Raw genomic sequence first — 26,325 nt, 5'->3', positions numbered from 1 at the left:
CTCACCCCGCGGCCGCACCTACCTCACCGAGCCCGGATCCGCCGATCCATACCCTCGACCACCTCGACGCCTGGGCCACCGAGGCCGCGCACCTCGCCCTCCAGACCGTGCCCGAGGCGTCGACCGGGCGGACGAAGGCCGCCGACACGACAGCACCGACTGGCCGGACGACGACGCAGACGACGACCGACCCGTCGTTCTGACAACACGGACGAGGCCGTCCGTCCTGCCGTCAGCGCGTCTGCGCCACCCAGCTCGCGTGCATCCGGGCATAGACACCGCCGGCCGCGGCGAGCTCGGTGTGCCCGCCCACCTCGACCACGCGGCCGTCGTCGACCACGACGACGAGGTCGCTCGCCTCGGCGGTCGAGAGTCGGTGCGCGATCGTCAGCGTGGAGCGGCCCGAGGTGAGCGAGTCCAGGGCCCGGGCGATGCGCACCTCGGCGGCCGGGTCGACCGCGGAGGTGGCCTCGTCCAGCACCAGCAGGTCGGGCGCGGCGAGGTAGGCCCGCGCGATGGCGACGAGCTGTCGCTCCCCCGCACTGAGCGACTCGCCCCGCTGCCCGACCGGGGTCGCCAGGCCCTGGGGCAGCCCGGCCACCCAGTCCGTGAGACCGAGGGCGTCGACCGCCTCGGCGACCCGGGCGGCCACGGCGTCGTCGGGCGCACCCGTCCCGCCGGGGATCGCGCCGTCGTCGTCCCGCAGCCCGTAGGCCACGTTCTCGGCGACGGTCCCGTCGAAGAGGAAGCCCTCCTGCGGCACCAGGACGACGCGCTCGCGCAGGGATCCGAGGGTGAGGCGGCGCAGGTCCACGCCGTCGAGCAGCACCTGGCCCTCGGTGGGGTCCATGAGCCGGGTGACGAGCTTGGCGACCGTCGTCTTCCCCGACCCGGTCTTGCCGACCACGGCCACCTTGCGGCGCGCGGGGAGCTCGAGGTCCACCCCGTGCAGCACGTCCGGCCCGTCCGGGTAGGCGAAGCGCACGCCCCGCAGCGTCACGGCGGCGGGCCCGCGCGGGCTGGCCACGGCGTCGTCGGCCTCGGCCACGTCGACCGGCGTCTCCAGCACGGCGAGCACGCGCCGCCACCCGGCCACCGCGTTCTGCAGCTCGTTGAGGATCTCGGTGGCCTGCTGCACGGGCCCGGTGAACAGCTGCACCAGGAACAGGAACGCCACCACCTGGCCCGCCGTGAGTCCGCCGCCCACCCCGAGGAGGGTGCCGACCACGACCACCACGGCGAGCACCAGGTTGGCGACCAGCACGCCGCTCGAGAACACCGACGACACCAGGAGCTGCGCGCGCGCCTGCGTCGCACGGGTCTCCTCGATGGCCGCGTCCACGCGCCGGCCCGTGCGCCGGGCGACGCCGTAGGCGCGCACCGTCTCGGCCCCGACGACGGCCTCCGAGATCGCGCCGAGCATCGCCCCGACGGCCTGGCGCACCGCCGCGTACGCCCGGTTGACGGACCCCTGCGCGCGCCGCAGCACGAGGAACAACGGCACGAAGCACGCCCACACCACGAGGGTGAGCTGCCAGGAGTACACGGCCATGAGTGCCGTGGCGACCAGCACCTGCAGCGTGGAGACGAGGAGCTGGATGCCGCCCCACTGGACGAACAGGGAGATCGTGTCGACGTCGGACGTCACGCGCGACACGAGCGCCCCGCGCCGCTCGGTCCCCTGCGCCAGCGCGGACAGGTCATGCACGTGCCGGAACGCCTGCACGCGCAGCGCGGCCAGACCCGCCTCCGTGCGGCGGAACAGCCGCACGTTCACCACCGCGGTGCACAGACCGGCGATCACGACAGCGCCCGCGGCCAGGCCCGTGAGCAGCGCGACGCGCCCGGCGTCCGGGCCGCCCGCGGCGAGGATGCCGTCGTCGATGGTGCGCTGGACCGCGACCGGCACGACGACGCGCCCCGCGGCGGCGAGCACCGCGAGCGCCAGCGTGACCCACAGCCCGTCGACGATCTGCGGCGAGATCTGCACGCCGCGGCGCAGGGTGGCGAACACCCCGAGCTCGCTGGCGGTGGCGATGCGCGACTCGCTCACGCGACCCCCTCCTCGGTCGGGTCGGTGCCGTCCACGTCCTCGCCGGCGGCCCGCTCGTCGGCGACCTCCCGGGCCCGGCGCGCGGTCTCCCGCTCGTAGGCGGTGGCCAGGGCGCGGTAGCCGGGGTCGCGGGCGAGCAGCGCGGCGTGCGGGCCGACGTCGACGACGCGCCCGCCCTCCAGGTGCACCACGACGTCCGCCAGCGCGACCGACGACATCCGGTAGGCAACCATGACGACGGTCGTGGCGCGCGCCCCGTCGCCGGCGCGCGCGGCCGACAGCGAGCCGAGGATCTCGGACTCGACGCGCGGGTCGACGGCCGACGTGGCGTCGTCCAGCACGAGCAGCCGCGGCCGGCGCACGAGGGCCCGAGCGATGGCGAGCCGCTGCCGCTGACCGCCGGACAGGTTGGCGCCGCGCTCCCCGAGGGGCGCGTCGAGGCCGCCGGGCAGGGCGCGCACGACGTCGTCCACGCGGGCGGTGCGCAGCGCGTCCCACACCTCGGCGTCATCGGGCGCCCCGGCGTCCCCGGGGTCGGCGAGGGTGACGTTCGCGCGCACGGTGTCCTCGAAGACGAACGTCTGCTGCGTCACGAGGGCCACCTGCGCGGGGATCTCGCCCGCGGCGAGGTCGCGCACGTCGGCGCCGTCGAGCAGGACCCGGCCGCGCGTGGGGTCGCTGAGGCGGGCCAGCAGCGAGACCAGCGTCGTCTTGCCCGCGCCGGTGCTGCCCACCACCGCGACGGTGGCGCCGGGCGCGATGTCGAGGTCCACGCCGTCGAGGAGCGTGGCGGTGGTCCCGGCGGCGGAGACGTCCACGCCCACGCCGTCGAGCCGGACCGCGAGGCCGCCGGCCGGCCGGGGCAGAACCCGGTCGCCCGCGACGAGGGTGACCGGGGCGTCGAGCACGCCGGCGATCCGGTCGTAGCCGACGAGGGCCCGGGGCAGCTCGCCCAGCACCCACCCGAACGCGCGCACCGGCACGGCCATGACAGTCAGCAGGTAGGCGGCGGTGACGACGTCTCCCGCGTCGACGGCCCCGACGGACGCCCGCCACGTGCCGACCCCGAGCACCACGAGCGTGCCGAGGGACGGCAGGAGCTCGATGACCGGGTCGAACACCGCGCGCACCGTGCCCACCCGCACGTTGGCGGCCCGCAGCGCGTCCGTGCGCTCCGCGAAGCGGGCCTCCTCGCGGTCGGCGGTGCCGAGCGACTTGACCAGGAGCGCGCCCTCGAACGACTCGTGCGCGACGTCGGCCACCTCGGCGCGCAGCTGCTGCGCGCGCGTCACGGCCGGCGTCATGTGCCGCTGGAACACGACGTTCGCCGCGATCGCGGCCGGGACCACCAGGAGGGCCGCGACGGCGAGCCACACGTCGACCGCCAGGAGCATCCCCGTGGCGACGGCGATCATGACGACGACGCCGAGGGCGAACGGCAGGGGGTTGAACACGCCGGTGGCGGCCTCGACGTCCGCGCTCGCCGCGGACAGCAGCCGGCCCGCGGGGTGCGACCGGTGCCAGGACACGGGCAGCCGCAGGTACTGGCCGGACAGCCCGCGCCGGTGGTGCGCCTGGATCGCCGCGAACCCGTAGCCCGCCCAGATGCGCCGGCCGGCCACGCCGAGGGCGAGGGTCAGCGCGACGGCGGCGAGCACGAGCCCGGCCATCCAGATGCGGCCCTGCGCGGCCTCGTCCCCCGCGATGGCGGGCACGACGACGGCGTCGGTGGCCCAGCCGACCGCGCGGCTGACCGCCACCGTCGCCGCGCCGAAGAGGGCGGACGCGCCCACGGCGAGCACGTACAGGCGCGGCTCGGAGCGCATCCCCCGCCAGACGAGGGTCGCCGAGCGGCGCAGCCGGGACCCGGAGAGCGTGAGCCCCGCGGCGCGACCCGCGCCGGTGGCCCCGCCCTCCGGGGTGGGACTGCCGCTCACGGTCGAGCCGTCGCGCGGGCGCTCATCGACGGACCTCGATGCCCGCGGCGGCCATCGCGTCCTTGACCTGGCCGACCGTCAGCGCACCGAAGTGGAAGACGCTCGCGGCGAGCACGGCATCCGCGCCCGCGCGGGCCGCGGCGACGAAGTGCTCCGGCTCCCCCGCGCCGCCCGACGCCACCAGGGGCACATCCACCCGCTCGCGCACGGCGGCGAGCATCTCGAGGTCGAACCCCGCGGTGGTGCCGTCCGCGTCCATGGAGTTCAGCAGGATCTCGCCGGCGCCCAGGTGCGCGACCCGCGCCGCCCACTCGACGGCGTCGATGCCGGTGCCGCGGCGCCCGCCGTGCGTCGTGACCTCGAAACCCGACGGCGTGACCGTCTCGCCGGTGACCCGGCGCGCGTCCACGGACAGCGTCAGGACCTGGCGCCCGAAGCGCGCGGCGATCTCCGCGACCAGCTCGGGGCGGGCGATGGCAGCGGTGTTCACGCCCACCTTGTCCGCGCCGGCACGCAGCAGGCGGTCGACGTCCTCGACCTGCCGCACGCCGCCGCCCACCGTGAGGGGGACGAAGACCTGGTCGGCGGTGCGGCGCACCACGTCGACCATCGTCGCGCGGTCGCCCGACGACGCGGACACGTCGAGGAACGTCACCTCGTCCGCGCCCTCGCGGTCGTAGCGCGCCGCGAGCTCCACGGGGTCGCCCGCGTCGCGCAGGTTGGTGAAGTTCACGCCCTTGACGACCCGTCCGTCGTCGACGTCGAGGCACGGGATCACGCGGACGGCCACGGACATGCGGGACTCACCCTTCCTTGCTGTCGTTGCCGGCGGGCTGGTCGCCGGACTTCGTGCCGGGGTCCGACCCGGGCTCGCCGCCGTCGTCGCCCTGCCCCTTGCCGGTGGACTCGTCCTCGGTCACCTGGAAGTGCGCGTCCAGGATGTCCACGACGTAGACCAGGGTCTCGCCGGCGAGGTCGCTGCTGGTGCCACCGTAGCCGAGGTCCGGGGGCACCACGAGCAGCACCTGGGACCCCACCGTCTGCTCCACGAGCCCCTGGTCGAGGCCGTCGACCAGCTGCCCGATGCCGACCGTCGCGGACTGCGGCCGGGTGCCGGGCGTCCACGTCGTGTCGAACTGCTTCCCGTCGCTCCACCGCACGGCGGTGAACCGCATCGTGACCACCTGGCCGACCTGGACCTGCGGGCCCGTGCCGCGCAGCAGCGGCTGCACCTGCAGATCCTCCGGCGGCTTCGCCTTCTTCGGCACGGAGACCTCCGGCGCGCCGCCCGCACCGCGCGCGACGGTCGGCAGCCCGTCGCCGACGGGAACCTCGGCGCCGGACGCACGGGTCGGCAGCACGTCGACCACGAGGATCACCGGGACGCCGTCGTCCTCCTCGACGAGCAGCATGCGCGCACCGACCTTCTGGCCCCGCAACGTGTCGTAGAGGTTGGAGCCGAGCGACTCCGGCGACATCGTGTACCAGGCCGGGGCGTCGATGTACGTGCTGGAGATGACGGTGCCGTCGCGACCGTCCTCGGCGTACATGTTCAGGAGCACCGGCTCGCCGTCGACCACCGCGTCGCCCGACCCCGGCCACACCGTCCGCGCGCCGGGGCGCACCACGTCGTAGGGCTGCCCGTACTCCAGCGCGGGCGGCTCGCCCACCGCGCCCGACACCTGCACGGGCGACGCCGACGGCCCCGACGACGGCACGTCGCCCAGCCCGTCCAGCAGCGACGAGCTGCACCCGCCGAGGACGAGGGTGCCGCCGAGCAGCAGAGCCAGCAGGAGCGTCAGTCGGCGGAGCACCGCGACAGTCTGCCACGACCGACAGTCCCCCGGAGCGACGGTCCACGGCCCTCGCCGCCCTCCTCCGCCCTCGTCCGACCTACCGACCGCGCGCCACGACGGACCCGGCCGACGCCCGGCAGGACGACGGTTACATCGACTCGATGAGCCGGTCGACCCTCTCGTCGACGGAGCGGAACGGGTCCTTGCACAGCACGGTGCGCTGCGCCTGGTCGTTCAGCTTCAGGTGCACCCAGTCCACGGTGTAGTCCCGGCGCGCCTCCTGCGCGGCGCGGACGAAGTCGCCCCGCAGCTTGGCCCGCGTGGTGGGCGGCGGCACGGCGGTCGACTCGAAGACCTCGAGGTCGGTGACCACGCGCTCCACCATGCCGCGGGCGGCGAGCAGGTTGTAGAGCCCTTCGGTGCGGGAGATGTCGTGGTACGCCAGGTCGAGGCGCGCGATGCGCGGGTCGTCCAGCGCCAGGTCGTGCTTGGCCTGGTAGCGCTCGATCAGCTTGAGCTTGATCACCCAGTCGAGCTCGCGGTCGACGAGGGACAGGTCGCCGGACTCGAGGGCGCGCAGCCCGCGCTCCCACAGGTCGAGAACCTGCTTGACGACAGGCGTGGCGCCGGCGTGGCTGTCGACGTGCTCGCGCACGCGGTGGAAGTACTCCCACTGGATGTCGACGGCGGTGGCGGTGCGGCCGTTGGCGAGCTGCACGGGGTGCAGGCCGGTGCGGTCGTGGCTGATCTCGCGGATGGCGCGGATCGGGTTCTCGAGGGACAGGTCCCGCATGGGGACGCCGGCCTCGACGAGGCGCAGCACGAGGTCGGTCGCGCCGACCTTGAGCATGGTCGTGGGCTCGGCCATCGAGGAGTCGCCGACGATGACGTGCAGGCGCCGGTACATCTCCGCGTCGGCGTGCGGCTCGTCGCGCGTGTTGATGATCGGGCGAGAGCGCGTGGTGGCGCTGGAGACCGCCTCCCAGATGTGGTCGGCACGCTGGGAGAGGCAGTAGACGGCGCCGCGCGGCGTGGCCAGCACCTTCCCGGCGCCGGTGAGCACCTGCCGGGTGATGAGGAACGGCACCAGCACCTCGGACAGGCGGGAGAAGTCGCCCTGGCGGCGCACGAGGTAGTTCTCGTGGCAGCCGTAGGAGTTCCCGGCCGAGTCGGTGTTGTTCTTGAACAGGTGCACCTTGCCGGACAGGCCCTCGTGCTCCAGCCGCTCCTGCGCGTCGGCGACGAGGCCCTCGAGGATGCGCTCACCACCCCGGTCGTAGGCGACGAGCTGGTGCACGTCGTCGCACTCGGCCGTCGCGTACTCGGGGTGCGACCCGACGTCGAGGTAGAGGCGGGAGCCGTTGCGCAGGAAGACGTTCGACGACCTCCCCCACGCCACGACCTTGCGGAACAGGTAGCGCGCCACCTCGTCCGCGGACAGGCCGCGCCCGTCGTCCGCCGCGCACGTCACCCCGTACTCGGTCTCCAGACCGAAGATCCTGCGGTCCACGACGTCTCCCCTCGCTCGACCCTGCTGTCCGACCCGCTCGCCCGTCTCAGGAGCGGGTCTCAGTCACCCTGCTGCTCGAGCAGCCCGGCCAGCGCCGTGCCCTGCAGCCGCCGGAACGCCCGCCGCCGGCCCTCGCGCTCCAGCACCGCCACCTCGAGGCCGGCGGGCGCGATCTCCCGCTCCTCGCCCGGCGCGGAGACGGAGCCGTCCGTCCCGACCGCGCCGAGGGTCCGCACGGCGAGAGCGAGGACCTCGGGCAGCGCCATCCCGTCGTGCCAGGCCTCGCCCACGCGGGCGTTGAGCTGCTCGGCCTGCCCGCCCATGACGACGTGCCCGTGCTCGTCCGCGACGGATCCGTCGTAGGAGAGCCGGTAGATCTGGTCGGCGGCGGGAGTGGCACCCACCTCGGCGACGACCAGCTCGACCTCGAGCGGCTTGGACTCCGTGGTGAACACCGTGCCGAGCGTCTGCGCGTACGCGTTCGCGAGGCCGCGCGCGGTGACGTCGGTGCGGTCGTAGGAGTACCCGCGCAGGTCCGCGTAGCGCACGCCCGCGACGCGCAGGTTCTCGAACTCGTTGTACTTGCCGACCGCGGCGAACGCGATGCGGTCGTAGATCTCGGAGATCTTGTGCAGCGCGCGCGACGGGTTCTCCGTGGCGAACGCGATGCCGCCGGAGTACGCGAGCACGACGACGGACCGGCCTCGGGCGATCCCCTTGCGGGCGAAGTCGGCCCGGTCCTTCATCAGCTGCTCGGGCGAGACGTAGAACGGCATGTTCATGCGCGTGCACCTCCGTGCGCCCCGGGCCGGCCGCCGCCGCCCGCGGGACGGTCGCCGTGGGCCGCGCGGTGCGCCGCCCCCCGCTCGCCGACGATCCGCTCCACCGTCGCCGCCAGCTCGTCGTCGCCGACCCGGCGCACGCCGTCGGCGGTCACCACCGTCACGACCGGCCAGATCTGCCGCACCGGGTCCGGGCCGCCGGTCGCGCTGTCGTCGTCGGCCGCGTCGTAGAGCGCCTCCACCGCGACCCCGACCGCCGCGTCGGCGTCGAGCCCGGGGCGCCACAGCTTCTTCAGCGCGCCGCGCGCGAAGACCGAGCCCGACCCCACCGTGTGGTGGTCGTGCTCCTCGTACCGGCCGCCGGTGACGTCGTAGCTGAACAGCCGCCCGTACCCGCGGTCGAGGTCGTAGCCCGCGAACAGCGGCACCACCGCGAGGCCCTGCAGGGCCAGGGGCAGGTTGCCGCGGATCATCGTCGACAGGCGGTTGGCCTTGCCGTCGAGGGACAGCAGCGAGCCCTCGATCTTCTCGTAGTGCTCCAGCTCGAGCTGGAAGAGCCGCACGAGCTCGATCGCCACGCCCGCGGAGCCGGCGATGCCGACCACCGAGTAGGCGTCGGCCGCGAAGACCTTCTCCATCTCCCGGCTGGCGATGAGGTTGCCCGCCGTGGCGCGCCGGTCGCCCGCCATGATCACGCCGCGGCCGCCGTCGTCGGTGCCGAAGGTGAGCGCGACGATCGTCGTCGCGTGCGGCGCGAGGCCGTCGGCAGGCCCGCCGCCGGCGCCGGGACGCCGCCCGGGCAGCAGGTCGGGCGCGTGCCCGGCGAGGAAGTCCACGAACGAGGACGAGCCGGGCCGCAGGAACGCGTCCGGCAGCCGTCCCGAGGTGTCAGCGGTGGTCATGGGCGATCACTGACCGCCCTTCTGGACGAAGCCGCGGACGAACGACTCGGCGTTCGTCTCCAGGACCTCGTCGATCTCCTCGAGGAGGGCGTCCACCTCGGCGTCCCGCTCGGTCGCCGCGGGGGCCACCGGCGCGGGGACGTCCGCGTCGTCGTCGGGCGTGCGGTCCTCGTGCTGCGGGTTGATCCGTTCCTGACCGGCCATGGTCCGCCTCCTTCGCTGCTGCGGAGCTCCCGACAAGGAGCTCCGGGAGAGTCTCGCGACGCCAGCCTATGCGCTGCGAGCGACACTGCGCGGCGACGTCCACGCGGGTTGCGCCCAGGGCGGAACGAGTTCGCCCGCGCGGCGGCCCACGGGACCTCCACGGGTTCCACCAGGAGCATCGTCGCCGGTCAGCCCGCGGTCACCCGGCGACCCGCCGGAGCCGAGCGGGCGGACGGCCCGCGCTCAGCCCTCGCCGCGCAGGCCCTTCAGCAGGGCGGCCGCGTCGGGGCTGGCATCGAGCAGTGCGCCGATGTGCGCCCGCGTGCCGCGCGCCGGGTCGAGCATCGGCACCCGCTGCAGCGCGGCCGCGCCGGGGACGTCGAAGATCACGGAGTCCCAGCTCGCGGCCGACACCTGGTCGGCGTAGCGCGCCATCACCTCGCCGCGGAACCACGCGCGCGTGTCGGCCGGCGCGTGGTGCACGGCGTCGGCCACCCGCTCCTCGTCGACCAGGCGCTCGACGGCGCCCGACGCGACGAGCCGGTGGTAGATGCCGCGCTCGGGACGGACGTCGGTCCACTGCAGGTCGAGGGCGTGCAGCCGCGGGTGGTCCCAGCCGATGCCGTCGCGCGAGCGCATCCGCTCCAGGAGCCGGCGCTTGGCCACCCACTCCACCTCGCGGGCGCACGTGGCCGGGTCGGTCGCGAGCCTCGTGAGCACCGACCGCCAGCGGTCCAGCACGTCCGCCGTCTCGGCGTCGGCCCCTCCCCCGGCGACGCCGGCACCGGCCCCGAGGGCCGCGACCGATCGCGCCACGACGTCGGCGTACGCCTCCTGGACCTGCAGCGCCGTGAGCCGCCGGCCGTCGGCGAGCTCGAGCGTGTGCGCCAGGCTCAGGTCGCGCGAGACCCGCTGCACGTCCGCCACCGGGTCGGCGAGGCGCAGGGCGGCGAGCTGCGCCCGCGCCGGCACGCCCGCCGCCGCGAGCTCGTCGAGGTGCTCCAGCACCCACAGCACGAGGGACGTGGTGCCGAGCTTGAGGAACGTCGCCACCTCGAACAGGTTGGCGTCGCCGATGATGAGGTGCAGGCGGCGCCAGCGGGTGCGGTCGGCGTGGGGCTCGTCGCGGGTGTTCACGATCGGCCGGCGCAGGGTGGTCTCCAGCCCCACCTCGGCCTCGATGTAGTCCGCCCGCTGCGAGAGCTGGAACCCCGCCTCCGCGCCGGTCGGGCCGAGCCCCACCCGCCCGGATCCGGCGAACACCTGACGCGTCACGAGGAACGGCGTGAGCAGCTCGACGAGCGTGCCGAACGGCAGCGCCCGGTCCACCAGGAAGTTCTCGTGCGTGCCGTAGCTGGCGCCCTTGCCGTCCACGTTGTTCTTGTAGAGCACGACCTCGCCGCCCGGCACCTGGGTGAGCGAGCGCACCGACGCGAGCATGACCCGCTCCCCCGCCACGTCCCACAGCACGCCGTCGCGCGGCCCGGTGACCTCCGGGGAGGAGTACTCCGGGTGCGCGTGGTCCACGTAGAGCCGCGCGCCGTTGGTGAGGATGCAGTTCGCGGCGCTCGGGTCGTCGTAGTCCTCGACGGTCGGCCGCTCGACCTCCTCGGGCTGCTGCCGCGCGCGCCCCCGCGCCGACGCCCCGGGGGTGCCCGCCGCGGACGCCACCTGGGCGGACGCCGGGGCGCCCCCGCCGCCCACCGGGCCGGACGGCGCGGGCCGGGACGGGTCGTCGGTGAGGAGCGACGGGTGCGCGGACGCGCGCTGCAGGTGGAACCCGCGCGCGTCCTGCAGGGGGTCCTCGTCGTCGTAGTCCCAGCGCGCCGGGGGCCGCGCTCCCGCGCTGGCCACGAGGGCGCGGTACGTCATGACCACCTGCGAGCTCATCAGCATCGGGTTGGCCATCGGCCGCCCCGGTGCCAGCACGCCGTACTCGGTCTCGATCCCCATCACGCGACGAACGCTCACGCCACCACCCTAGGTGTCCCGGACGAGATCGAGGCACCCGTCTCGACGTCGACCACGGCGGGTCGGCCCCGGGGCGGGTGCCTCGATCTCGGGTGGGCGCGGGCTACAGGTACTGCCCCGTGCTGGTCACCGTGTCGATGGTGCGCGGGGCGCCGTCGCCGCCCTTCTTCTGGACGATCGTGCGGATGAAGACGATGCGCTCGCCCTTCTTGCCGCTGATCCGCGCCCAGTCGTCGGGGTTGGTGGTGTTCGGCAGGTCCTCGTTCTCCTTGAACTCGTCGACGCACGCCGACAGCAGGTGCTCCACCCGGATGCCCCGCTGGCCGGTCGACAGGAAGTCCTTGATCGCGGACTTCTTGGCCCGGTCCACGACGTTCTGGATCATCGCGCCCGAGTTGAAGTCCTTGAAGTACAGGGTCTCCTTGTCCCCGGACGCGTACGTCACCTCGAGGAACTGGTTCTCCTCGTCCTCGGAGTACATGCGCTCGACGACGCTGCGGATCATGGCGGCGATGGCCTCGGTCTGGCTGCCGCCGTGCTCGGCGAGGTCGTCGGGGTGGATGGGCAGCGCCGGGGTGAGGTACTTGCCGAAGATCTCGGTGGCGCCCTCGGCGTCGGGCCGCTCGATCTTGATCTTCACGTCCAGGCGGCCGGGCCGCAGGATCGCGGGGTCGATCATGTCCTCGCGGTTGGACGCGCCGATGACGATGACGTTGTCGAGGCGCTCGACGCCGTCGATCTCGGCGAGCAGCTGCGGCACGATCGTCGTCTCGACGTCCGAGGAGAGGCCGGTGCCGCGGGTGCGGAACAGGGACTCCATCTCGTCGAAGAACACGACGACCGGGGCGCCCTGGGTCGCCTTCTCGCGGGCCCGGGCGAAGATGAGGCGGATGTGCCGCTCGGTCTCGCCGACGTACTTGTTGAGCAGCTCCGGGCCCTTGACGTTGAGGAAGTAGCTCTTCGCCTCCGGGTCCCCGCCGCGCGCGGACGCGACCATGCCCGCGAGCGAGCTCGCCACCGCCTTGGCGATGAGCGTCTTGCCGCACCCGGGCGGGCCGTACAGCAGCACGCCCTTGGGCGGGCGCAGCCCGTGCTCGCGGAACAGGTCGGGGTGGCTGAACGGCAGCTCGACGGCGTCGCGGATCTGCTCGATCTGCGGGCCGAGGCCGCCGATGTCCTCGTAGGCGATGTCCGGGACCTCCTCGAGGACAAGCTCCTCGACCTCGGACTTGGGCACCACCTCGTAGACGAACCCGCTGCGCACGTCGACGGTCAGGGCGTCGCCGACGCGCAGCGTGGCGTCGGCGACCGACCCGGCGAGGCGCACGACGCGCTCCTCGTCGGCACGGCCCACCACCAGCACCCGCTCGGCGTCGAGGACCTCCTTGACGGTGACCAGCTCGCCGGTGCGCTCGTAGCCGCCGGCCTCGACCACCGTCATGGCCTCGTTGAGCTTGACCTCCTGGCCGGGGCGCAGCGCCTCGACGTCGAGCCCCGGGCTCGCCTGGACGTGCATCTTGCGGCCCGCGGACGAGATGTCCACCGAGCCGTCGTCGTGCGCTGCGAGGAAGGTGGCGTACGTCCCCGGCGGCTTCGCGAGCTCGTCGATCTGGCCCTTGAGCTCGACGATCTGGTCGCGCGCGGCGCGGAGCGCCTCGGCGAGCCGCTCGTTCTTCGCGGCGAGGAGGGCGAGCTGGGCGTCGTGGCTCGGTCCGGTCGGCAGCCCCGACGAGTCCGGGCGGACAGGGTTGTCGGTCATCGCATCCCCTCTCGTGCGTCCCGGGTGGTCACCTGCCCGGGCGGGAGGCGCCCCCGGAGTACAGCACCCTAGACATCAACGCGGACGTCCGGGGGTTCATTTCACGGAGCGGTCGCGACGTCGCCCGACCGAGACCGGACGGTGACCGGGCCGTGACCCCGCCAACGGACCCCGCCACGAGGTCCGGCCCGGTCAGACCTCCGCGTCGGGGGCGACCCCGAGGTCGCGGCGCACGCGGCGGATCTTCTTGTCCGAGACGGCGCGCTCGCCCAGCTCCTCCTCGGACCACTCGGCGTCGGGCGCCGGGTAGGAGCCCTTGGCCGGGCGACGGGTGCGCTCCGGCGGGGCGACGCCGTCCGCGAGCCGCCGGGCCGTGATCAGGAAGCCGGTGTGGCCGATCATCCGGTGCTGCGGGCGTACCGCGAGGCCTTCCAGGTGCCAGCCGCGCACCATCGACTCCCACGCCTGCGGCTCGGCGAACCGGCCGTCGGCGCGCAGGTCCTCGGCGGTCCGCGAGAGCTGAGTGGCGGTCGCGACGTAGCAGATCAGCACGCCGCCGGGCACGAGGGCGCGGGCGACCGGGTCGACGTTCTCCCACGGCGCGAGCATGTCGAGCACGACGCGGTCGACGCTGCCGGGCTCGGCGACGGTGGGCAGGACGTCGGCGAGGTCGCCGACCGACAGGCGCCACGCCGGGTGCTCGCCGCCGAAGAACGACTCGACGTTGCCGCGCGCGATGGCGGCGAAGTCCTCGCGCCGCTCGATGGAGTGCAGCTCGCCGGCGTCGCCGACGGCGCGCAGCAGGGACATCGTCAGCGCGCCCGAGCCGACGCCCGCCTCGACGATGCGCGCGCCAGGGAAGATGTCGGCCATCTGCACGATCTGGCCGGCGTCCTTCGGGTAGACGACGGCGGCGCCGCGCGGCATCGACAGGACGTAGTCGCTCAGCAGCGGCCGCAGCGCCAGGTACTCGATGCCGGCCGTGTTCGTCACGACCCACCCCTCGGGCCGGCCGATGAGGTCCTCGTGGCGGAAGAAGCCCTTGTGCGTGTGGAACGTGCCGCCGGGCTGGAGCGTGATGGTGTGCAGGCGCCCCTTGGGATCGGTCAGCTGGACCCGGTCCCCCTCGCGCAGCGGGCCGCGGCGCAGCTCGGCGCCGGTGGCACCCGGCGTGGGCGCCGGGGCGGCGGTGGGGTTGTTCTCGGGCGCGGCGTCGGCGGAGGTCACGACGGGCGAGTCTACCGGCGCAGCGCGGCGGCGACGCGTGCGACGTCGAGCACGCCGGTGACGCGGCCGGCCTCGACGACGGGCACGACGCGCGCCCCCGAGGAGCCGTGCGCCAGGCGGTCGAGCAGGGCGTCGCCCTCGAGGTCCGGCGTGACCGCGGAGCCGGGCGGGAACGGCACGACGACGGCCTCCACCGGGGTAGCGTCCGCGCGGGCCGCGGGGACGTTCGCGACGGCGGCCGGGTCCACCCAGCCGACCGGCTCGCCGGCGGGGCCGACGACCGCGACGACGGCGCCGGGGTGCCGCGCCGCGGCCGCGGAGACGCCCGCCACCGTGGTGGCGACGGGCACCGCGACGGCGGGCACCGCGAGCCCGCGCGCGGACAGCGTCGCGACCCGGGCGCGCGCCTGCGCGCCCTTGATCGCCTCGCCCGCGCCCGACCACAGGAACGCCCCGATGAGCGCCGCCCACACGACCAGCACCCATGACGGCTGCCGGCCCTCGAGCAGGGGCCACAGGAGCGCCCAGACGAGCACGCCGACGGCGACCGCGCGGCCGACCCAGCCCGCCGCGAGCGTGCCCCGCGACCGGGACCCGGTCGCGCCCCACACGATCGACTCGAGGATCTGGCCGCCGTCCAGCGGCAGGCCGGGCAGCAGGTTGAAGAACCCGACGAACGCGTTCGAGAACGCCCCGGCGAGCAGCAGCGCGGCCGGCACCGTCCCGGCGGTGGGCTGCAGCTGGAACGCGACCCAGAACGCCCCCGCCAGGACGAGGTTCGTCAGCGGGCCGACGACCGCCACCAGCGCACCGTCGAGCGGGCGGGCCCCTGACCCGGTGTAGGCCGTGTGCCCGCCCCAGAGGGTCAGGGCGAGCTCCGTGACCTGGTGCCCGCGCCGGCGGGCGACCAGCGCGTGCGCCACCTCGTGCAGGAAGACGGACCCGAACAGCAGCAGCACGAACGAGAACGCGACGACGAGGACGCCCGTCGTCGGCATGTGCGGCGCGAACCACGTCCGGACCGAGGGCGCGAACACCAGGGTGAGGACGACGGCGCCGAGGAACCACGAGGGGGTGACGAGGACCGGCGCGCCCGCGATGCGGCCGACCACCCATCCCCGGGAGCGAGAGGTCACCCGGTCAGGTTATCCGGCGTCGGCCGCCGCCCGGTCGTCGGCACCTCCCTGTCACCGGCCGACCGTAGGGTGGCGCGCATGACGACGACCGCCGCTCCCGACGTGCCCGACGCGTCGACGGCGGCCGAGGCACCGTCGCCGACGTCGACCCCGACACCGTCGCTGTCGCCGTCGCGCGCGGGCGACTTCATGCGCTGCCCGCTGCTGTTCCGGCTGCGCGTGGTCGACCGGCTGCCCGAGCCGCCGTCGTCGGCGGCCGCCCGCGGAACGCTCGTGCACGCGGTGCTCGAGCGCCTGTACGACGCGCCGCTCGGCGAGCGCACGCCCGAGGCGGCCGAGGCGCTGCTGCCCGCGGAGTGGGAGCGGCTCGTCGAGGCGGAGCCGCGGTACGCCACCCTGTTCGACGCCGACGGGGACGCCGCCGGGACCACGCCCGAGCAGTGGATCGCCCGGGCCCGCCGGCTGGTGGGCACCTACTTCACCCTCGAGGACCCGAACCGGCTGGAGCCCGAGGCGCGCGAGCTGCGCGTCGAGACCGCGCTCGACGACGGGCCGCTGCTGCGCGGGATCGTGGACCGCCTCGACGTCGCCCCCGGCGGGGCGCTGCGGGTGGTCGACTACAAGACGGGCCGCGCGCCCGGGCCCGGCTTCGAGGCCTCCGCGCTGTTCCAGATGCGGTTCTACGGGCTGGTGCTCTGGCGCGAGCGCGGCGTGCTGCCGCGCATGCTGCAGCTGCTCTACCTCGGCGACGGGCAGGTGCTGCGCGCGCAGCCCGACGAGCCGGACCTCGAGGCCACGGAGACCAAGGTGCGCGCCCTGTGGTCGGCGATCCAGGACGCCGCGCGCACGGGCGACTGGCGGCCCCGCCGCAGCCGGCTGTGCGGCTGGTGCGCGCACCAGGAGGTGTGCCCCGAGTTCGGCGGCACCCCGCCGGTCATTCCGGCGGGCGCGCTGCGCGCCCGCCTCGGGGTCGAGCCCGAGGTCGAGCCCGTCAGCGGCTGAGGTCGACGACCTCGCCGGCGCCGATGCGCGCGAGGGTCGCGACGTCGACGGCCTCCAGGGACGACGCCCGGCTGAGCCCGTCCAGGTGCGGCACGGGCACCACGGCCTCGACGCCGAGGGTCGCGACGCCGGCTGCGCGCGCCGAGGCGATCCCCGTCGGCGAGTCCTCGATGGCGACGCACGCGGCCGGGTCGACGCCCAGCCGCTCGGCGGCGACCAGGTAGGGCTCGGGGTCCGGCTTGCCGCGCTCCACCTGGTCGCCCGTGACGAGGGTGACGAACGCGCCCGCGGGCCCGCGGGAGACGACCTCCTCGGCCAGCTCCGCGTAGCTCATCGTCACGAGCGCGCAGGGCACGCCGGCCTCGGCGAGGCCCGAGAGCAGCTCGAGGGCGCCCGGCTGCCACGGCACCCGCACGCGCACCTGCTCGACGACCCGCCCCAGGAGCCGGCGGACGATGGCATCGACGGGAAGGTCGACGCCGCCCTGGTCGCGCAGGATCTGCGCGGAGACCGTCAACGCGTTCCCGACCATCTGCATCGCCTGCTCGTGGCTCCAGGTGCCGCCGTGCTCGGCCACGAGCTCGTGCTCGGCCTCGATCCAGTACGGCTCGGTATCCACCAGGGTCCCGTCCATGTCCCACAGGACGGCCGCGGGGAGAGTCAGCTCGGGGGTCTGGGGGGCGGGGGCGAGGGTCTCGGGCACCCGTCCATCGTACGGACCGCGGGCGGCGGGCCGGGCGCGCGTGCCCGGTGAGACCGGCCACGCGACCCGGCCGCCGACGCGGCCCCGCGCCGTGGGCGTGCTGTATACGCTGGACGAATGACGACCGAGCCGGAGCCCACCGGGCGCCACGCCGCACGGCAGACCGTGATGATCGCCGCGTTCGAGGGGTGGAACGACGCCGGGAACGCCGCCACGGCGGCGCTCGGGCACCTGGCCGAGGTCTGGGACGCGCGCCAGGTGCGCGAGCTCGACCCGGAGGACTACCACGACTTCCAGGTGAACCGGCCGGTCATGGAGACCGGGCCGGACGGCGAGCGGACCATCACCTGGCCCACCACCACCGTCTCGGTCGCTGAGCTGCCCGACCGCACCGTGGTGCTGGTGCACGGCATCGAGCCCTCGTTCCGGTGGCGGTCGTACTGCGCGGAGCTGCTGGACCTCGCCGCGGAGCTGGGCGTGCGCACGGTCGTGACGCTGGGCGCCCTGCTGGCCGACGTCCCGCACACGCGCCCCATCCCGATGACGGCGACCACGGAGAGCGACGGCCTGCAGGCGGTGCTCGACGTCGAGCCGAGCACGTACGAGGGCCCGACGGGCATCGTGGGCGTCCTGCAGCACGAGGCCGACCGGCGCGGCTTCCAGGCCGTGTCCCTGTGGGCCGCCGTGCCGCACTACGTCGCGAACCCGCCGTCGCCCAAGGCCACGCTGGCCATCCTCACGCGGGTGGAGGAGCTCATCGCCGCGACCGTCCCCCTGGGCGACCTGCCCGAGGACGCCGAGGCGTGGCAGCACGGCGTCGACGAGCTCGCGTCGGACGACGCCGAGATCGCCGAGTACGTGCAGCAGCTCGAGGAGGCGAAGGACACCGCCGACCTGCCGGAGGCGACCGGCGAGGCCATCGCCCGCGAGTTCGAGCGCTACCTGCGCCGCCGCGACGTCGGCGGCGACAAGGGCGACCGGGGCGACCGCGGCGGCGACAAGGGCTGACGCCTTCCCGTGGGCCCGAGCTCGCTACCTCGTCCGGGCCGCCTCAGAGTCGGACGCCGAGCAGCGCGTTGACCGCGCGGGCCAGCACGCCCGGCGCGCCCTCGAGGTCGGCGGACGTGTCCCGCCCGGGGGCGAGCGCGAGGTCGGCCCACGCGTCGACGGCGGCGAGCGCCGCCGGCCCGTCGAGGTCCTCGGCGAGCGCGGCCCGCAGCGCGGCGAGGGTCGCCGTCGCGTCGGGGGCCCCGTTGCCGGACACCGCCGCGCGCCAGCGCTCGAGGCGGGCGACGCCGGCGGCGAGGTCCGCGTCCGTCCACTCCCACTCGGTCCGGTAGTGGTGGCCGAGCAGGGCCAGCCGGATCGCCATCGGGTCGACGCCGGCACGGCGCAGCGCGGAGACGAACACGAGGTTGCCGCGCGACTTGCTCATCTTCTCGCCCTCGTACGCGACGAGGCCGGCGTGCACGTGCACGCGGGCCCCGCCGGCGCCCAGCAGGCGGTCGTGGGACGTCGACATCTCGTGGTGCGGGAAGAGCAGGTCCGCTCCCCCGCCCTGCAGGTCGAACGGCAGGCCGAGGCCGTCGCGGGCGATGACCGCGCACTCGATGTGCCAGCCGGGCCGCCCGGTGCCCAGGGACGCGCCGTCCCAGGCGGGCTCGCCCGGGCGCTCGCGCCGCCACAGCAGCGGGTCGAGCGGGTCCTTCTTGCCCTCGCGACGCGGGTCGCCGCCGCGCTCGGAGAACAGGGCCGTCATCGCGTCCGGGTCGAGGCGGGCGACCGCGCCGAAGTCCGGGTCGGCGGACAGGTCCGCGTACACGTCGCCGAGGCCCGGGTCGTCGCCACCGGCTCCCGGCTCGTTCGGCACGCGGTAGGCCGCGCCGTCGGCCAGCAGCCGCTCCACCGCCTCGACCACCGCGGGCACCGACTCGACCGCGCCGGTCCACGTCGCGGGCGGCACCATGCCGAGCGCCGTCATGTCCTCGCGGAAGAGCGCCACCTGGTCGGCGGCCAGGTCCCGCCAGTACACGCCGGTGGCGGTGGCGCGCTCCAGCAGCGGGTCGTCGACGTCCGTGACGTTCGAGACAAAGGTCACCGACTTCCCGGCGTCGAGCCACGCACGGTGCAGCAGGTCGAACGCCAGGTAGGTGTTCGCGTGCCCGAGGTGCGTCGCGTCGTAGGGCGTGATGCCGCACACGTAGTAGCGGGCGGTGTCGCCCGGCGCCGGGTCCACGAGCCTGCCCGTGGTGCTGTCGTGCACCCGGACGGGGGTGCGGCGGCCGTCGGCCGGGTCGGGGAGCTCAGGGATCTGGGGGGCGGGCCAGGAACGCACGCGCCCAGGCTACCCGGGCGTCGCACCCGGTCAGGTCACGCGGTGCGTCGGGGCACCCGTCAGATGACCGCGCCGCTGCCCATGGGCGTGAGCACCCCGGTCAGCAGCAGCACGACCACCACGGCGGCCAGCCCGATGCGGTACCAGACGAACGGCATGAACGAGTGCGTGGTGATGAGCTTGAGGAAGCCGATGATGACGATGTACCCGACGACGAACGCGACCAGCGTGGCGATGAGCGTCGCGCCCGCCCCCGGCGCACCAGGGGCGGGGGTCTCCCCGACCGACTTGCCGAGCTGGTAGAAGCCGGACAGCAGCACCGCGGGCACGGCCAGCAGGAACGAGTAGTCCGCGGCGGCCTTGCGGGTGAAGCCCATCAGCAGCCCGGCGGTGATCGTGCCGCCCGAGCGCGACACGCCCGGGATGAGGGCGAGCGCCTGGGCGAAGCCGAAGCCGATCGCCCGCTTCGGGGTCAGCTCGTCGAGCCGGCGCGTGCGGCGGCCGATCTTGTCGGCCCAGCCGAGCAGCACGCCGAAGACGACCAGCGTCGTGACCGTGATCCAGAGGTTGCGCAGGGAGGTCTCGATCACGTCCTGGAAGAGCAGGCCGAGCACGCCGATCGGGATCGAGCCCAGCGCGATGTACCAGGCCATCCGCGCCTGGTCGTCGTGGGCCCCCATCCGGGAGCGCCAGTCGCTGCCGTGCCGCCCCACGAGGGACGTCCACCAGGCCACGCAGATGTCCCGGATGGTGCGGCGGTAGTAGAGCAGCACCGCGGCCTCGGTGCCGATCTGGGTGATGGCGGTGAACGCCGCGCCCGGGTCGTCGCCGCCGAGCAGCTCGCCGACGATGCGCAGGTGCGCGCTCGAGGAGATCGGCAGGAACTCGGTCAGGCCCTGGACCAGGCCGAGCAGGATCGCTTCCCAGGCATTCACGGGCGGTCACACTACCCGGACCAGCGGGGTTTCCCGGTAGCGTGACCCGCCATGGAGCGTCGTCAGGTGGGCCGTACGGGTCTGCGCGTGTCCGAGCTCGGCCTGGGGACGATGACCTGGGGCCGGGACACCGACGACCTGGACGCGGCGGAACAGCTCCGCGACTTCGTCGACGCCGGGGGAAGCCTCGTCGACACGGCCGCGACGTACGGCGACGGCGACGCGGAGCGCCTCATCGGCTCGCTGCTCGACGGCAAGGTCGCGCGCGACGAGCTGGTGCTGTGCACCAAAGGCGGCGTGCGTGCCGGCCGGTCGGGCGCCCGGGTCGACGCCTCCCGCGCGGGCCTCCTCGCGGACCTGGACGCGTCCCTGGAGCGGCTCGGCACCGACCACGTCGACCTGTTCCTCGTCGCCTGCCCCGACCCGGCGACCCCGCTCGCCGAGACGGTGTCCGCGCTGCGGCTGGCGGTGTCCTCAGGGCGGGCCCGCTACGTCGGCCTCGCGAACCACCCCGGGTGGGCGGCCGCCCGCGCCGCGACCCTCCTGGAGGCGGACGGCACCGGCCTGAGCGCCCTGGAGCTCGAGTACTCGCTGCTGCAGCGCGGGGCGGAGCGGGACGTGGCGCCGGCCGCCGACGCCCTCGGACTGGGGCTGCTGGCCTGGTCGCCGCTGGGGCGCGGCGTGCTCACCGGCAAGTACCGGCGCGCCATCCCGGCGGACTCCCGCGCGGCGTCCGCGCACCTGGCGGCGTTCGTCGACCCGTACCTCGAGGCGGCCGCGTCGTCCGTCGTAGAGGCCGTGGCCACCGCCGCCGACGGCCTGGGCCGGGCGCCCCTCGAGGTGGCCCTGGCGTGGCTGCTCGCCCGCGACACCGTCGCGAGCGCGATCGTCGGGGCGCGCACGCCCGCCCAGCTCCGGGCGTCCCTGTCGGCCCTCGACCTCGACCTGCCGGGCGAGGTGCACGCCGCTCTCGACGACGTCTCCGCACCCGAGATCGGCTACCCCGAACGCTGGTAGGCCTGCCCGGGAGGCTCCGTCCCGGCGGAACCGCCGGCGGTCGACACGGTCAGCCCCGGCCCCTCGAGGTCGGCGTCGAGGTCGGCGTCCAGGTCGTCCTCGTCGTCGTCATCGTCCTCGTCGTCGCCGTCCTCGTCGTCACCCTCGTCGAGGAAGAACGGCGTCACCTCCGAGTACACCTGCGCGAGCGCGTCCTCGTAGACCTCGAACGCGTCGGCCAGCACCTCGTAGGCGTCGTCGACCGCCGGGTCGTCGTCACCCCTGCGGGTCGACACCGCGTGGTAGTGCGCCTCCAGCGCGGCGACGAAGCGGTCCAGCGCGGCACGCGGGTCTGCGGTCATGCTCTGACGGTAGCGCCCCGAGGGGCACAATGGGCAGACGAAAACCACCCGCGAGCACTTCGGGAGGACGACGGATGGCTTCGACCTCGTCGACCACGCAGGCAGGCGGACGCCGCGACGCGACGTCCGCCTGGCGCAAGCACGGACAGTACGAGTTCCGCGTGCTGACGATCGACCGGGACACCAGCGTCCCGGACGCGCGCAAGATGCTCACCGACGAGGCCGAGTACGGCCGGTGGGAGCTGGCGCGCACCCGCCTCTACATCGGCGGCGAGCGGCGCGTGTGGCTGCGCCGCAAGATCATCAAGGTGACGCCGACGTACTGACCCGGCCACCCCACCCGGCCACCCCAGCAGGCCGCGCACCCGCCGAGGGAGCCCGCATGGTCGCCACGTTCCGCAAGTCGCGCCCGGGCGCGCCGCCCGGGTTCTTCGCCACCGAGGCGGCCGGGCTGCGCTGGCTCGCCGTACCCGGCGGACCGCGCGTCGCGCGCGTGCTCGGCGTCGGCCCGGAGCACCTCGACCTGGAGCGGGTCCGGGCCGCCGACCCGACCCCCGACGCGGCGCGCGACCTCGGGCGCCGCCTCGCGGTGCTGCACCGCGCCGGCGCGGACGGGTTCGGGGTGCTGCCGCCGGGGGCCGACACGGGATGGTTCGGGCCCCTCGACGACCCGCTCCCGCTGGCGGCCGGCGCGTGGGGCGACTGGCCGGCGTTCTACGCCCACGCCCGCCTGCGGCCGGTCGTGGCGCAGGGCCGCGAGCGCGGCGTGCTCGACGCCGACGACGCCGCCGCCGTCGAGCGGGTGTGCGGGCGCCTCGGCGTCCTCGCCGGCCCGGCGGCGCGCGAGGAGCCGGCGCGGCTGCACGGCGACCTGTGGTCGGGGAACGTGCTGTGGGCGCCCGGCCCGGCGGGCGCCGCCGAGGCCGTGCTCGTCGACCCCGCGGCGCACGGCGGGCACCGCGAGGCCGACCTGGCGATGCTCGCCCTCTTCGGGGCACCGCACCTGGGCGAGGTCGTCGCCGGGTACGACGCGGCGAGCCCCCTCGCGCCCGGCTGGCAGGACCGCGTGGCCCTGCACCAGCTCTACCCGCTCGCCGTGCACGCCGTGCTCTTCGGCGGCGGGTACGTGGCGCGCACGCGGCAGCTGCTGGCGCGGCTCGGTGGCTGACCTCGACGCGACGGCGGCTCAGCAGTCCCGCAGCAGGCGGTCCAGGACGCGGGTGCCGAAGCGCAGCGACTCGGTGGGCACCCGCTCGTCGACCCCGTGGAACATGCCGGAGAAGTCGAGGTCGGCGGGCAGGCGCAGCGGCGCGAACCCGTAGCCGGTGATGCCGAGGCGCGAGAGGGACTTGTTGTCCGTGCCGCCCGAGAGTGTGTAGGGCAGCACGGCGGCGCCCGGGTCCTCGGCGAGCAGGGACGCGACCATCGCTTCCACGAGGTCGCCGGCGAACGGCACCTCGAGGGCGGTGTCGGTGTGGATCGGCTCCACCCGGACGCCGGGGCCGGCCAGCTCGCGCAGCGTCGCCATGCCCTCCTCCTCGTGACCGGGCAGCAGGCGGACGTCCACCGTCGCCTCGGCCCGCCCCGGGATGACGTTCGCCTTGTAGCCGGACTCGAGCTGGGTCGGGTTGGACGTGTGGCGCACGGTGGCGCCGACGAACCGGGCCGCCGGGCCCAGCGCAGCCACCAGCGCGTCGATCGCGGCCGGGTCCTCGCCGTCGTACCGCAGGCCCGTGAGGTCGGCGACGCCGCGCAGCAGGCGCTCCACCGTGGGGGTCAGCGTGTACGGCCAGCGGTGCTGCCCGATCCGCGCGACGGCCGCCGCGAGCTCGGTGACCGCGTTCTCGGTGTTCACCTGGGAGCCGTGGCCCGCGCGCCCGTCGGCGACGAGCCGCAGCCACGCGAGCCCCTTCTCCGCCGTCTGCAGCAGGTACGCCCGCCGCCCGCCGACCTCCACCGAGAAGCCGCCCACCTCGCTGATCGCCTCGGTGGCGCCCTCGAACAGCTCGGGCCGGTGCCGTACCGCCCACTGCGCGCCCTGCACGCCGCCCGCCTCCTCGTCGGCGAAGAAGGCGACGACGACGTCACGCGCCGGACGGCGGCCCTCGCGGACCATCTGGCGGACGACCGACAGGATCATCGCGTCCATGTCCTTCATGTCCACGGCGCCGCGGCCCCACAGCAGGCCGTCGATCTCCTCGCCGCCGAACGGGTCGACCGTCCAGTCCTCGGCCGCCGCGGGCACGACGTCGGTGTGCCCGTGCAGCACCAGCGCCGGCCGCGCGGGGTCGGCGCCCTCGAGCCGCGTCACGACCGACGTGCGGCCCGGGGCGGCCTCGAACACGTCGACGTCGAGGCCCACCTCGGTGAGCAGTGCCGCGACGTGCTCGGCGGCACGCCGCTCCCCCGGGCCCTCGCCGTTGCCGTAGTTGGAGGTGTCGATGCGCAGCAGGTCCTGGCAGATCCCCACCACCTCGTCCTCGGCGGCGGGCACGGGCTGGAGGCTCAGGGCGTCGGTGGTCACGGGCACACCGTACCCAGCCCCGCGCCCCGGCAGGGAGGCGCGGGCGGGGACGGGCAGCAGTGGAGGGGCAGCACCGGAAGGCCGGCGCGCGGGGTCAGCCGTCCAGGCCCCGGCGCGCCAGCAGCGGCTCGGTCCGCGGGTCGCGGCCGCGCAGCTCACGGAACGACGTCAGCGGGTCCTGGGACCCGCCGCGCGCGAGGAGCCGGCGACGGAAGGCCTCGCCGTTCTCCCGGGTCAGCCCGCCGTTCTCGCGGTACCACTCGACGGTGTCGGCGTCGAGCACCTCCGACCAGATGTACGAGTAGTAGCCGGCCGCGTACCCGCCCCCGAACACGTGGTTGAAGTAGGTGGTGCGGTACCGCGGCGGGACGGCGGCCAGGGCGACGCCCGCGTCCGCGAGCGCCTTCGCCTCGAAGCCCGCCACCTCGTCGACGGAGGTCGGGACGTCCTCCGGGGCCAGCAGGTGCCACGCCTGGTCGAGGAGCGCGGCGGCGAGGTACTCGGTCGTGGCGAAGCCCTCTCCCCACTGCCGCGACGCGAGCATGGTCTCGACCCAGGCGGCCGGCAGCGGCTCGCCGGTGGCGTGGTGGACGGCGTAGGAACGCAGCACCTCGGGCTCCCACGCCCACATCTCGTTGACCTGCGACGGGTACTCCACGAAGTCCCGCGGCACCTCGGTTCCCGACTGCGACGGGTAGCGCACGTCGGACAGAAGCCCGTGCAACGCGTGACCGAACTCGTGGAACAGGGTGATCACCTGGTCCCAGAGCAGGAGCGTCGGCTCGCCAGCCGGCGGCTTGACGATGTTGAGGTTGTTGACCACCACGGGGCGCTGCCCGATCAGGTGGTTCTGGTCGACGAGGTTGTTCATCCAGGCACCGCCGCGCTTCGAGGGGCGCGTGTACCAGTCGGCGAGGAACAGGCCGAGCCCCGCGCCGGGCTCGCCGGGTTCCCCGTGCTCGCCCGAGTCGAAGACCTCGAAGACGCGCACGTCCGGGTGGTAGCCGACCAGGTCCTTCCGCTCGACGAAGGTCAGGCCGAACAAGAGCTCCGCAGCGCGGAAGACGCCGTCGTGCACGACGCGCTCCAGCTCCAGGTAGGGCCGCAGCATCGCGTCGTCGAGCGCGTACCGCTCCTGACGCACCCCCTCGGCCAGTCGCGCCCAGTCCGAGGCGCGCAGCGCGGCGTCGGGGTCGGTCCGGTGCAGCAGGGCGGTCAGCTCCGCCTCCTCCGCGCGCGCGTTCGCGACGGCCGGCGGCGCGAGCCGCCCCAGCATCGCGCCGATCGCCTCGGTGGTGCGGGCGGTGGCGTCCTCCGCGACGTAGGCCGCGTGGTGCGCGTAGCCGAGCAGCCGCGCGCGCTCGGCGCGCAGCCGGGCGATCTCGAGCAGCGTCTCCCGCGTGTCGTGCTCGTCGCCGCGGGCGCCGCGGTCCTCGCTGGCCCGCTGCACCCGCTCCCGCACGTCCCGTCGCGCGAGGGACGCCACGACGTCCTGCCGGGTCGGCAGCTGGAGGTCGAGGAGCCAGGCGCCCTCGTGCCCCCGCGACGCCGCGGACGCCGCCGCGGCGTCGATCGCGTCGGCGGGCAGCCCCTCGAGGTCCGCGACGTCGGTGATGAGCACCGCCGAGGCCTTCTCCCCCGCGAGCAGCTTGCGCCCGAAGACCGCCTCGAGCTCGGTGAGCCGCCCGTTGAGGCGGCGCAGCTCGTCCTGCTCGGCGGCTCCGAGGTCGATGCCCGAGCGCCGGAAGTCCTTCAGCAGCGTGCGCAGCAGCCAGGCGGAGTCCGCCTCGAGCCGGGCGTCGCCCGCCTCGGCCGCGTCGGCGAGCTCCTGCACGCGCGCGTGCAGCCGCACGTCCATGCCGATCGCGTCGCGGTGGGCCGCGAGCGCCGGCGACAGCCGCTCGTTCAGGTCCTCGAGCCCCGGCGTCGCGTCCGCGCTCACCTGGTTGTAGAAGACGGTCAGCGCGCGGTGCAGGGTCCGGCCCGAGCGCTCGAGCGCCTCCAGGGTGTTCGCCACGGTCGCCGGCGCCGGGTCGTTCACGATCGCGTCGACCTCGGCGAGCTGCTTGGCCATGCCCGCCAGGATCGCGGGCTCGAGGTGCTCCTCCCGGATCGCGGCGAAGTCGGGCAGCTCGTACGGCAGGGGGGACGGTGCGGCGAACGGGTTCGCAGGGTCGAGGCTCATCGCCCC

General features: G+C 75.0%; 23 protein-coding genes. 5 read left to right on the top strand and 18 right to left on the bottom strand.

The features are described from left to right. Positions 1-232: 232 nt before the first annotated feature. The 12 genes from ACFWDO_RS06255 to ACFWDO_RS06200 all read right to left on the bottom strand — a co-directional run bounded on the left by ACFWDO_RS06255 (position 233) and on the right by ACFWDO_RS06200 (position 15,277). Positions 233-2,053 carry an ABC transporter ATP-binding protein gene (locus tag ACFWDO_RS06255; protein WP_380316904.1) on the bottom strand — a complete coding sequence of 607 codons (1,821 nt, stop codon included), beginning with the start codon at positions 2,051-2,053 and terminating at the stop codon, positions 233-235. Then, positions 2,050-3,879, bottom strand: a complete 1,830-nt coding sequence (locus ACFWDO_RS06250) for an ABC transporter ATP-binding protein (protein ID WP_380317002.1) — start codon at positions 3,877-3,879, stop codon at positions 2,050-2,052. Before ACFWDO_RS06250 ends, ACFWDO_RS06255 begins: the two co-directional genes overlap by 4 nt. A gap of 133 nt (positions 3,880-4,012) precedes the next feature. Next, on the bottom strand, positions 4,013-4,786 hold the full coding sequence (hisF, locus tag ACFWDO_RS06245; RefSeq protein ID WP_380316907.1) for an imidazole glycerol phosphate synthase subunit HisF: 774 nt from the start codon (positions 4,784-4,786) through the stop codon (positions 4,013-4,015). 7 nt (positions 4,787-4,793) lie between these two features. After that, positions 4,794-5,804: an FKBP-type peptidyl-prolyl cis-trans isomerase gene (locus ACFWDO_RS06240; RefSeq protein ID WP_380316910.1), complete on the bottom strand. Its 1,011-nt coding sequence runs from the start codon at positions 5,802-5,804 to the stop codon at positions 4,794-4,796. A 130-nt stretch (positions 5,805-5,934) separates the two neighbouring features. Further along, positions 5,935-7,296, bottom strand: a complete 1,362-nt coding sequence (gene pafA / locus ACFWDO_RS06235; protein ID WP_380316913.1) for a Pup--protein ligase — start codon at positions 7,294-7,296, stop codon at positions 5,935-5,937. A gap of 59 nt (positions 7,297-7,355) precedes the next feature. After that, a complete protein-coding gene (prcA, locus tag ACFWDO_RS06230) occupies positions 7,356-8,078 on the bottom strand; it encodes a proteasome subunit alpha (protein ID WP_380316916.1) in 723 nt (240 codons plus the stop codon). Then, complete coding sequence (gene prcB, locus ACFWDO_RS06225) at positions 8,075-8,980, bottom strand: proteasome subunit beta (RefSeq protein WP_380316919.1); 906 nt, start codon at positions 8,978-8,980, stop codon at positions 8,075-8,077. The genes prcA and prcB overlap by 4 nt, the downstream gene beginning before the upstream one ends. A gap of 6 nt (positions 8,981-8,986) precedes the next feature. Beyond that, the gene (locus ACFWDO_RS06220; RefSeq protein WP_380316922.1) at positions 8,987-9,184 is read right to left on the bottom strand and encodes a ubiquitin-like protein Pup; all 198 of its coding nucleotides are present in this window, start codon (positions 9,182-9,184) and stop codon (positions 8,987-8,989) included. Between the two features lie 243 nt (positions 9,185-9,427). After that, positions 9,428-11,137, bottom strand: coding sequence for a depupylase/deamidase Dop (gene dop, locus ACFWDO_RS06215; protein WP_380317009.1), 1,710 nt, complete (start codon positions 11,135-11,137; stop codon positions 9,428-9,430). A 121-nt stretch (positions 11,138-11,258) separates the two neighbouring features. After that, on the bottom strand, positions 11,259-12,914 hold the full coding sequence (gene arc, locus ACFWDO_RS06210) for a proteasome ATPase (protein ID WP_380316925.1): 1,656 nt from the start codon (positions 12,912-12,914) through the stop codon (positions 11,259-11,261). Positions 12,915-13,106: 192 nt separating this feature from the next. Continuing rightward, complete coding sequence (locus ACFWDO_RS06205) at positions 13,107-14,141, bottom strand: tRNA (adenine-N1)-methyltransferase (protein ID WP_380316928.1); 1,035 nt, start codon at positions 14,139-14,141, stop codon at positions 13,107-13,109. Positions 14,142-14,152: 11 nt separating this feature from the next. Continuing rightward, positions 14,153-15,277 (bottom strand): site-2 protease family protein, encoded by a 1,125-nt coding sequence (locus tag ACFWDO_RS06200; protein ID WP_380316930.1) that lies wholly within the window; start codon positions 15,275-15,277, stop codon positions 14,153-14,155. A gap of 78 nt (positions 15,278-15,355) precedes the next feature. On the opposite strand from ACFWDO_RS06200, the gene ACFWDO_RS06195 reads away from it, so the two are divergent. Then, positions 15,356-16,279 carry a RecB family exonuclease gene (locus ACFWDO_RS06195; protein ID WP_380316933.1) on the top strand — a complete coding sequence of 308 codons (924 nt, stop codon included), beginning with the start codon at positions 15,356-15,358 and terminating at the stop codon, positions 16,277-16,279. On the opposite strand, the gene ACFWDO_RS06190 is transcribed toward ACFWDO_RS06195, so the two are convergent. Beyond that, complete coding sequence (locus tag ACFWDO_RS06190; protein ID WP_380316936.1) at positions 16,269-16,982, bottom strand: HAD family hydrolase; 714 nt, start codon at positions 16,980-16,982, stop codon at positions 16,269-16,271. The two genes, ACFWDO_RS06195 and ACFWDO_RS06190, sit on opposite strands and share 11 nt — an antisense overlap. A 117-nt stretch (positions 16,983-17,099) precedes the next feature. Between ACFWDO_RS06190 and ACFWDO_RS06185 the strand changes: the two genes are divergently transcribed. Further along, positions 17,100-17,990, top strand: coding sequence for a PAC2 family protein (locus tag ACFWDO_RS06185; RefSeq protein WP_380316939.1), 891 nt, complete (start codon positions 17,100-17,102; stop codon positions 17,988-17,990). A gap of 43 nt (positions 17,991-18,033) precedes the next feature. Here ACFWDO_RS06185 and mshC read toward each other — a convergent pair whose 3' ends face one another. Both mshC and ACFWDO_RS06175 read right to left on the bottom strand, forming a co-directional pair. Further along, positions 18,034-19,317: a cysteine--1-D-myo-inosityl 2-amino-2-deoxy-alpha-D-glucopyranoside ligase gene (gene mshC / locus ACFWDO_RS06180; RefSeq protein ID WP_380316942.1), complete on the bottom strand. Its 1,284-nt coding sequence runs from the start codon at positions 19,315-19,317 to the stop codon at positions 18,034-18,036. A 59-nt stretch (positions 19,318-19,376) separates the two neighbouring features. After that, positions 19,377-20,252 (bottom strand): undecaprenyl-diphosphate phosphatase, encoded by an 876-nt coding sequence (locus ACFWDO_RS06175; protein ID WP_380316945.1) that lies wholly within the window; start codon positions 20,250-20,252, stop codon positions 19,377-19,379. Positions 20,253-20,303: 51 nt separating this feature from the next. On the opposite strand from ACFWDO_RS06175, the gene ACFWDO_RS06170 reads away from it, so the two are divergent. Then, positions 20,304-21,269 carry an aldo/keto reductase gene (locus ACFWDO_RS06170; protein ID WP_380316948.1) on the top strand — a complete coding sequence of 322 codons (966 nt, stop codon included), beginning with the start codon at positions 20,304-20,306 and terminating at the stop codon, positions 21,267-21,269. Here ACFWDO_RS06170 and ACFWDO_RS06165 read toward each other — a convergent pair. After that, positions 21,251-21,610, bottom strand: coding sequence for a primosomal protein (locus ACFWDO_RS06165; protein ID WP_380316951.1), 360 nt, complete (start codon positions 21,608-21,610; stop codon positions 21,251-21,253). The two genes, ACFWDO_RS06170 and ACFWDO_RS06165, sit on opposite strands and share 19 nt — an antisense overlap. Before the next feature lie 74 nt (positions 21,611-21,684). Between ACFWDO_RS06165 and ACFWDO_RS06160 the strand changes: the two genes are divergently transcribed. Together ACFWDO_RS06160 and ACFWDO_RS06155 are read left to right on the top strand one after the other, a co-directional pair. After that, entirely contained in the window at positions 21,685-21,936 is a 252-nt protein-coding gene (locus ACFWDO_RS06160; RefSeq protein WP_380316954.1) for a DUF5703 family protein, read from the top strand. Positions 21,937-21,992: 56 nt separating this feature from the next. Further along, entirely contained in the window at positions 21,993-22,778 is a 786-nt protein-coding gene (locus ACFWDO_RS06155) for a fructosamine kinase family protein (RefSeq protein WP_380316957.1), read from the top strand. Positions 22,779-22,796: 18 nt separating this feature from the next. On the opposite strand, the gene ACFWDO_RS06150 is transcribed toward ACFWDO_RS06155, so the two are convergent. Together ACFWDO_RS06150 and ACFWDO_RS06145 are read right to left on the bottom strand one after the other, a co-directional pair. Continuing rightward, positions 22,797-24,134: a M20/M25/M40 family metallo-hydrolase gene (locus tag ACFWDO_RS06150; protein WP_380316960.1), complete on the bottom strand. Its 1,338-nt coding sequence runs from the start codon at positions 24,132-24,134 to the stop codon at positions 22,797-22,799. Positions 24,135-24,228: 94 nt separating this feature from the next. Continuing rightward, positions 24,229-26,319, bottom strand: a complete 2,091-nt coding sequence (locus ACFWDO_RS06145; protein ID WP_380316963.1) for a M3 family metallopeptidase — start codon at positions 26,317-26,319, stop codon at positions 24,229-24,231. Between the last annotated feature and the right edge of the window lie 6 nt (positions 26,320-26,325).

The organism is Isoptericola sp. NPDC060185 (assembly GCF_042728595.1).
Lineage (GTDB): Bacteria > Actinomycetota > Actinomycetes > Actinomycetales > Cellulomonadaceae > Isoptericola.
Note: the sequence above shows the minus strand (reverse complement) of the source record. Positions and strands in the feature narration are given on the sequence as shown.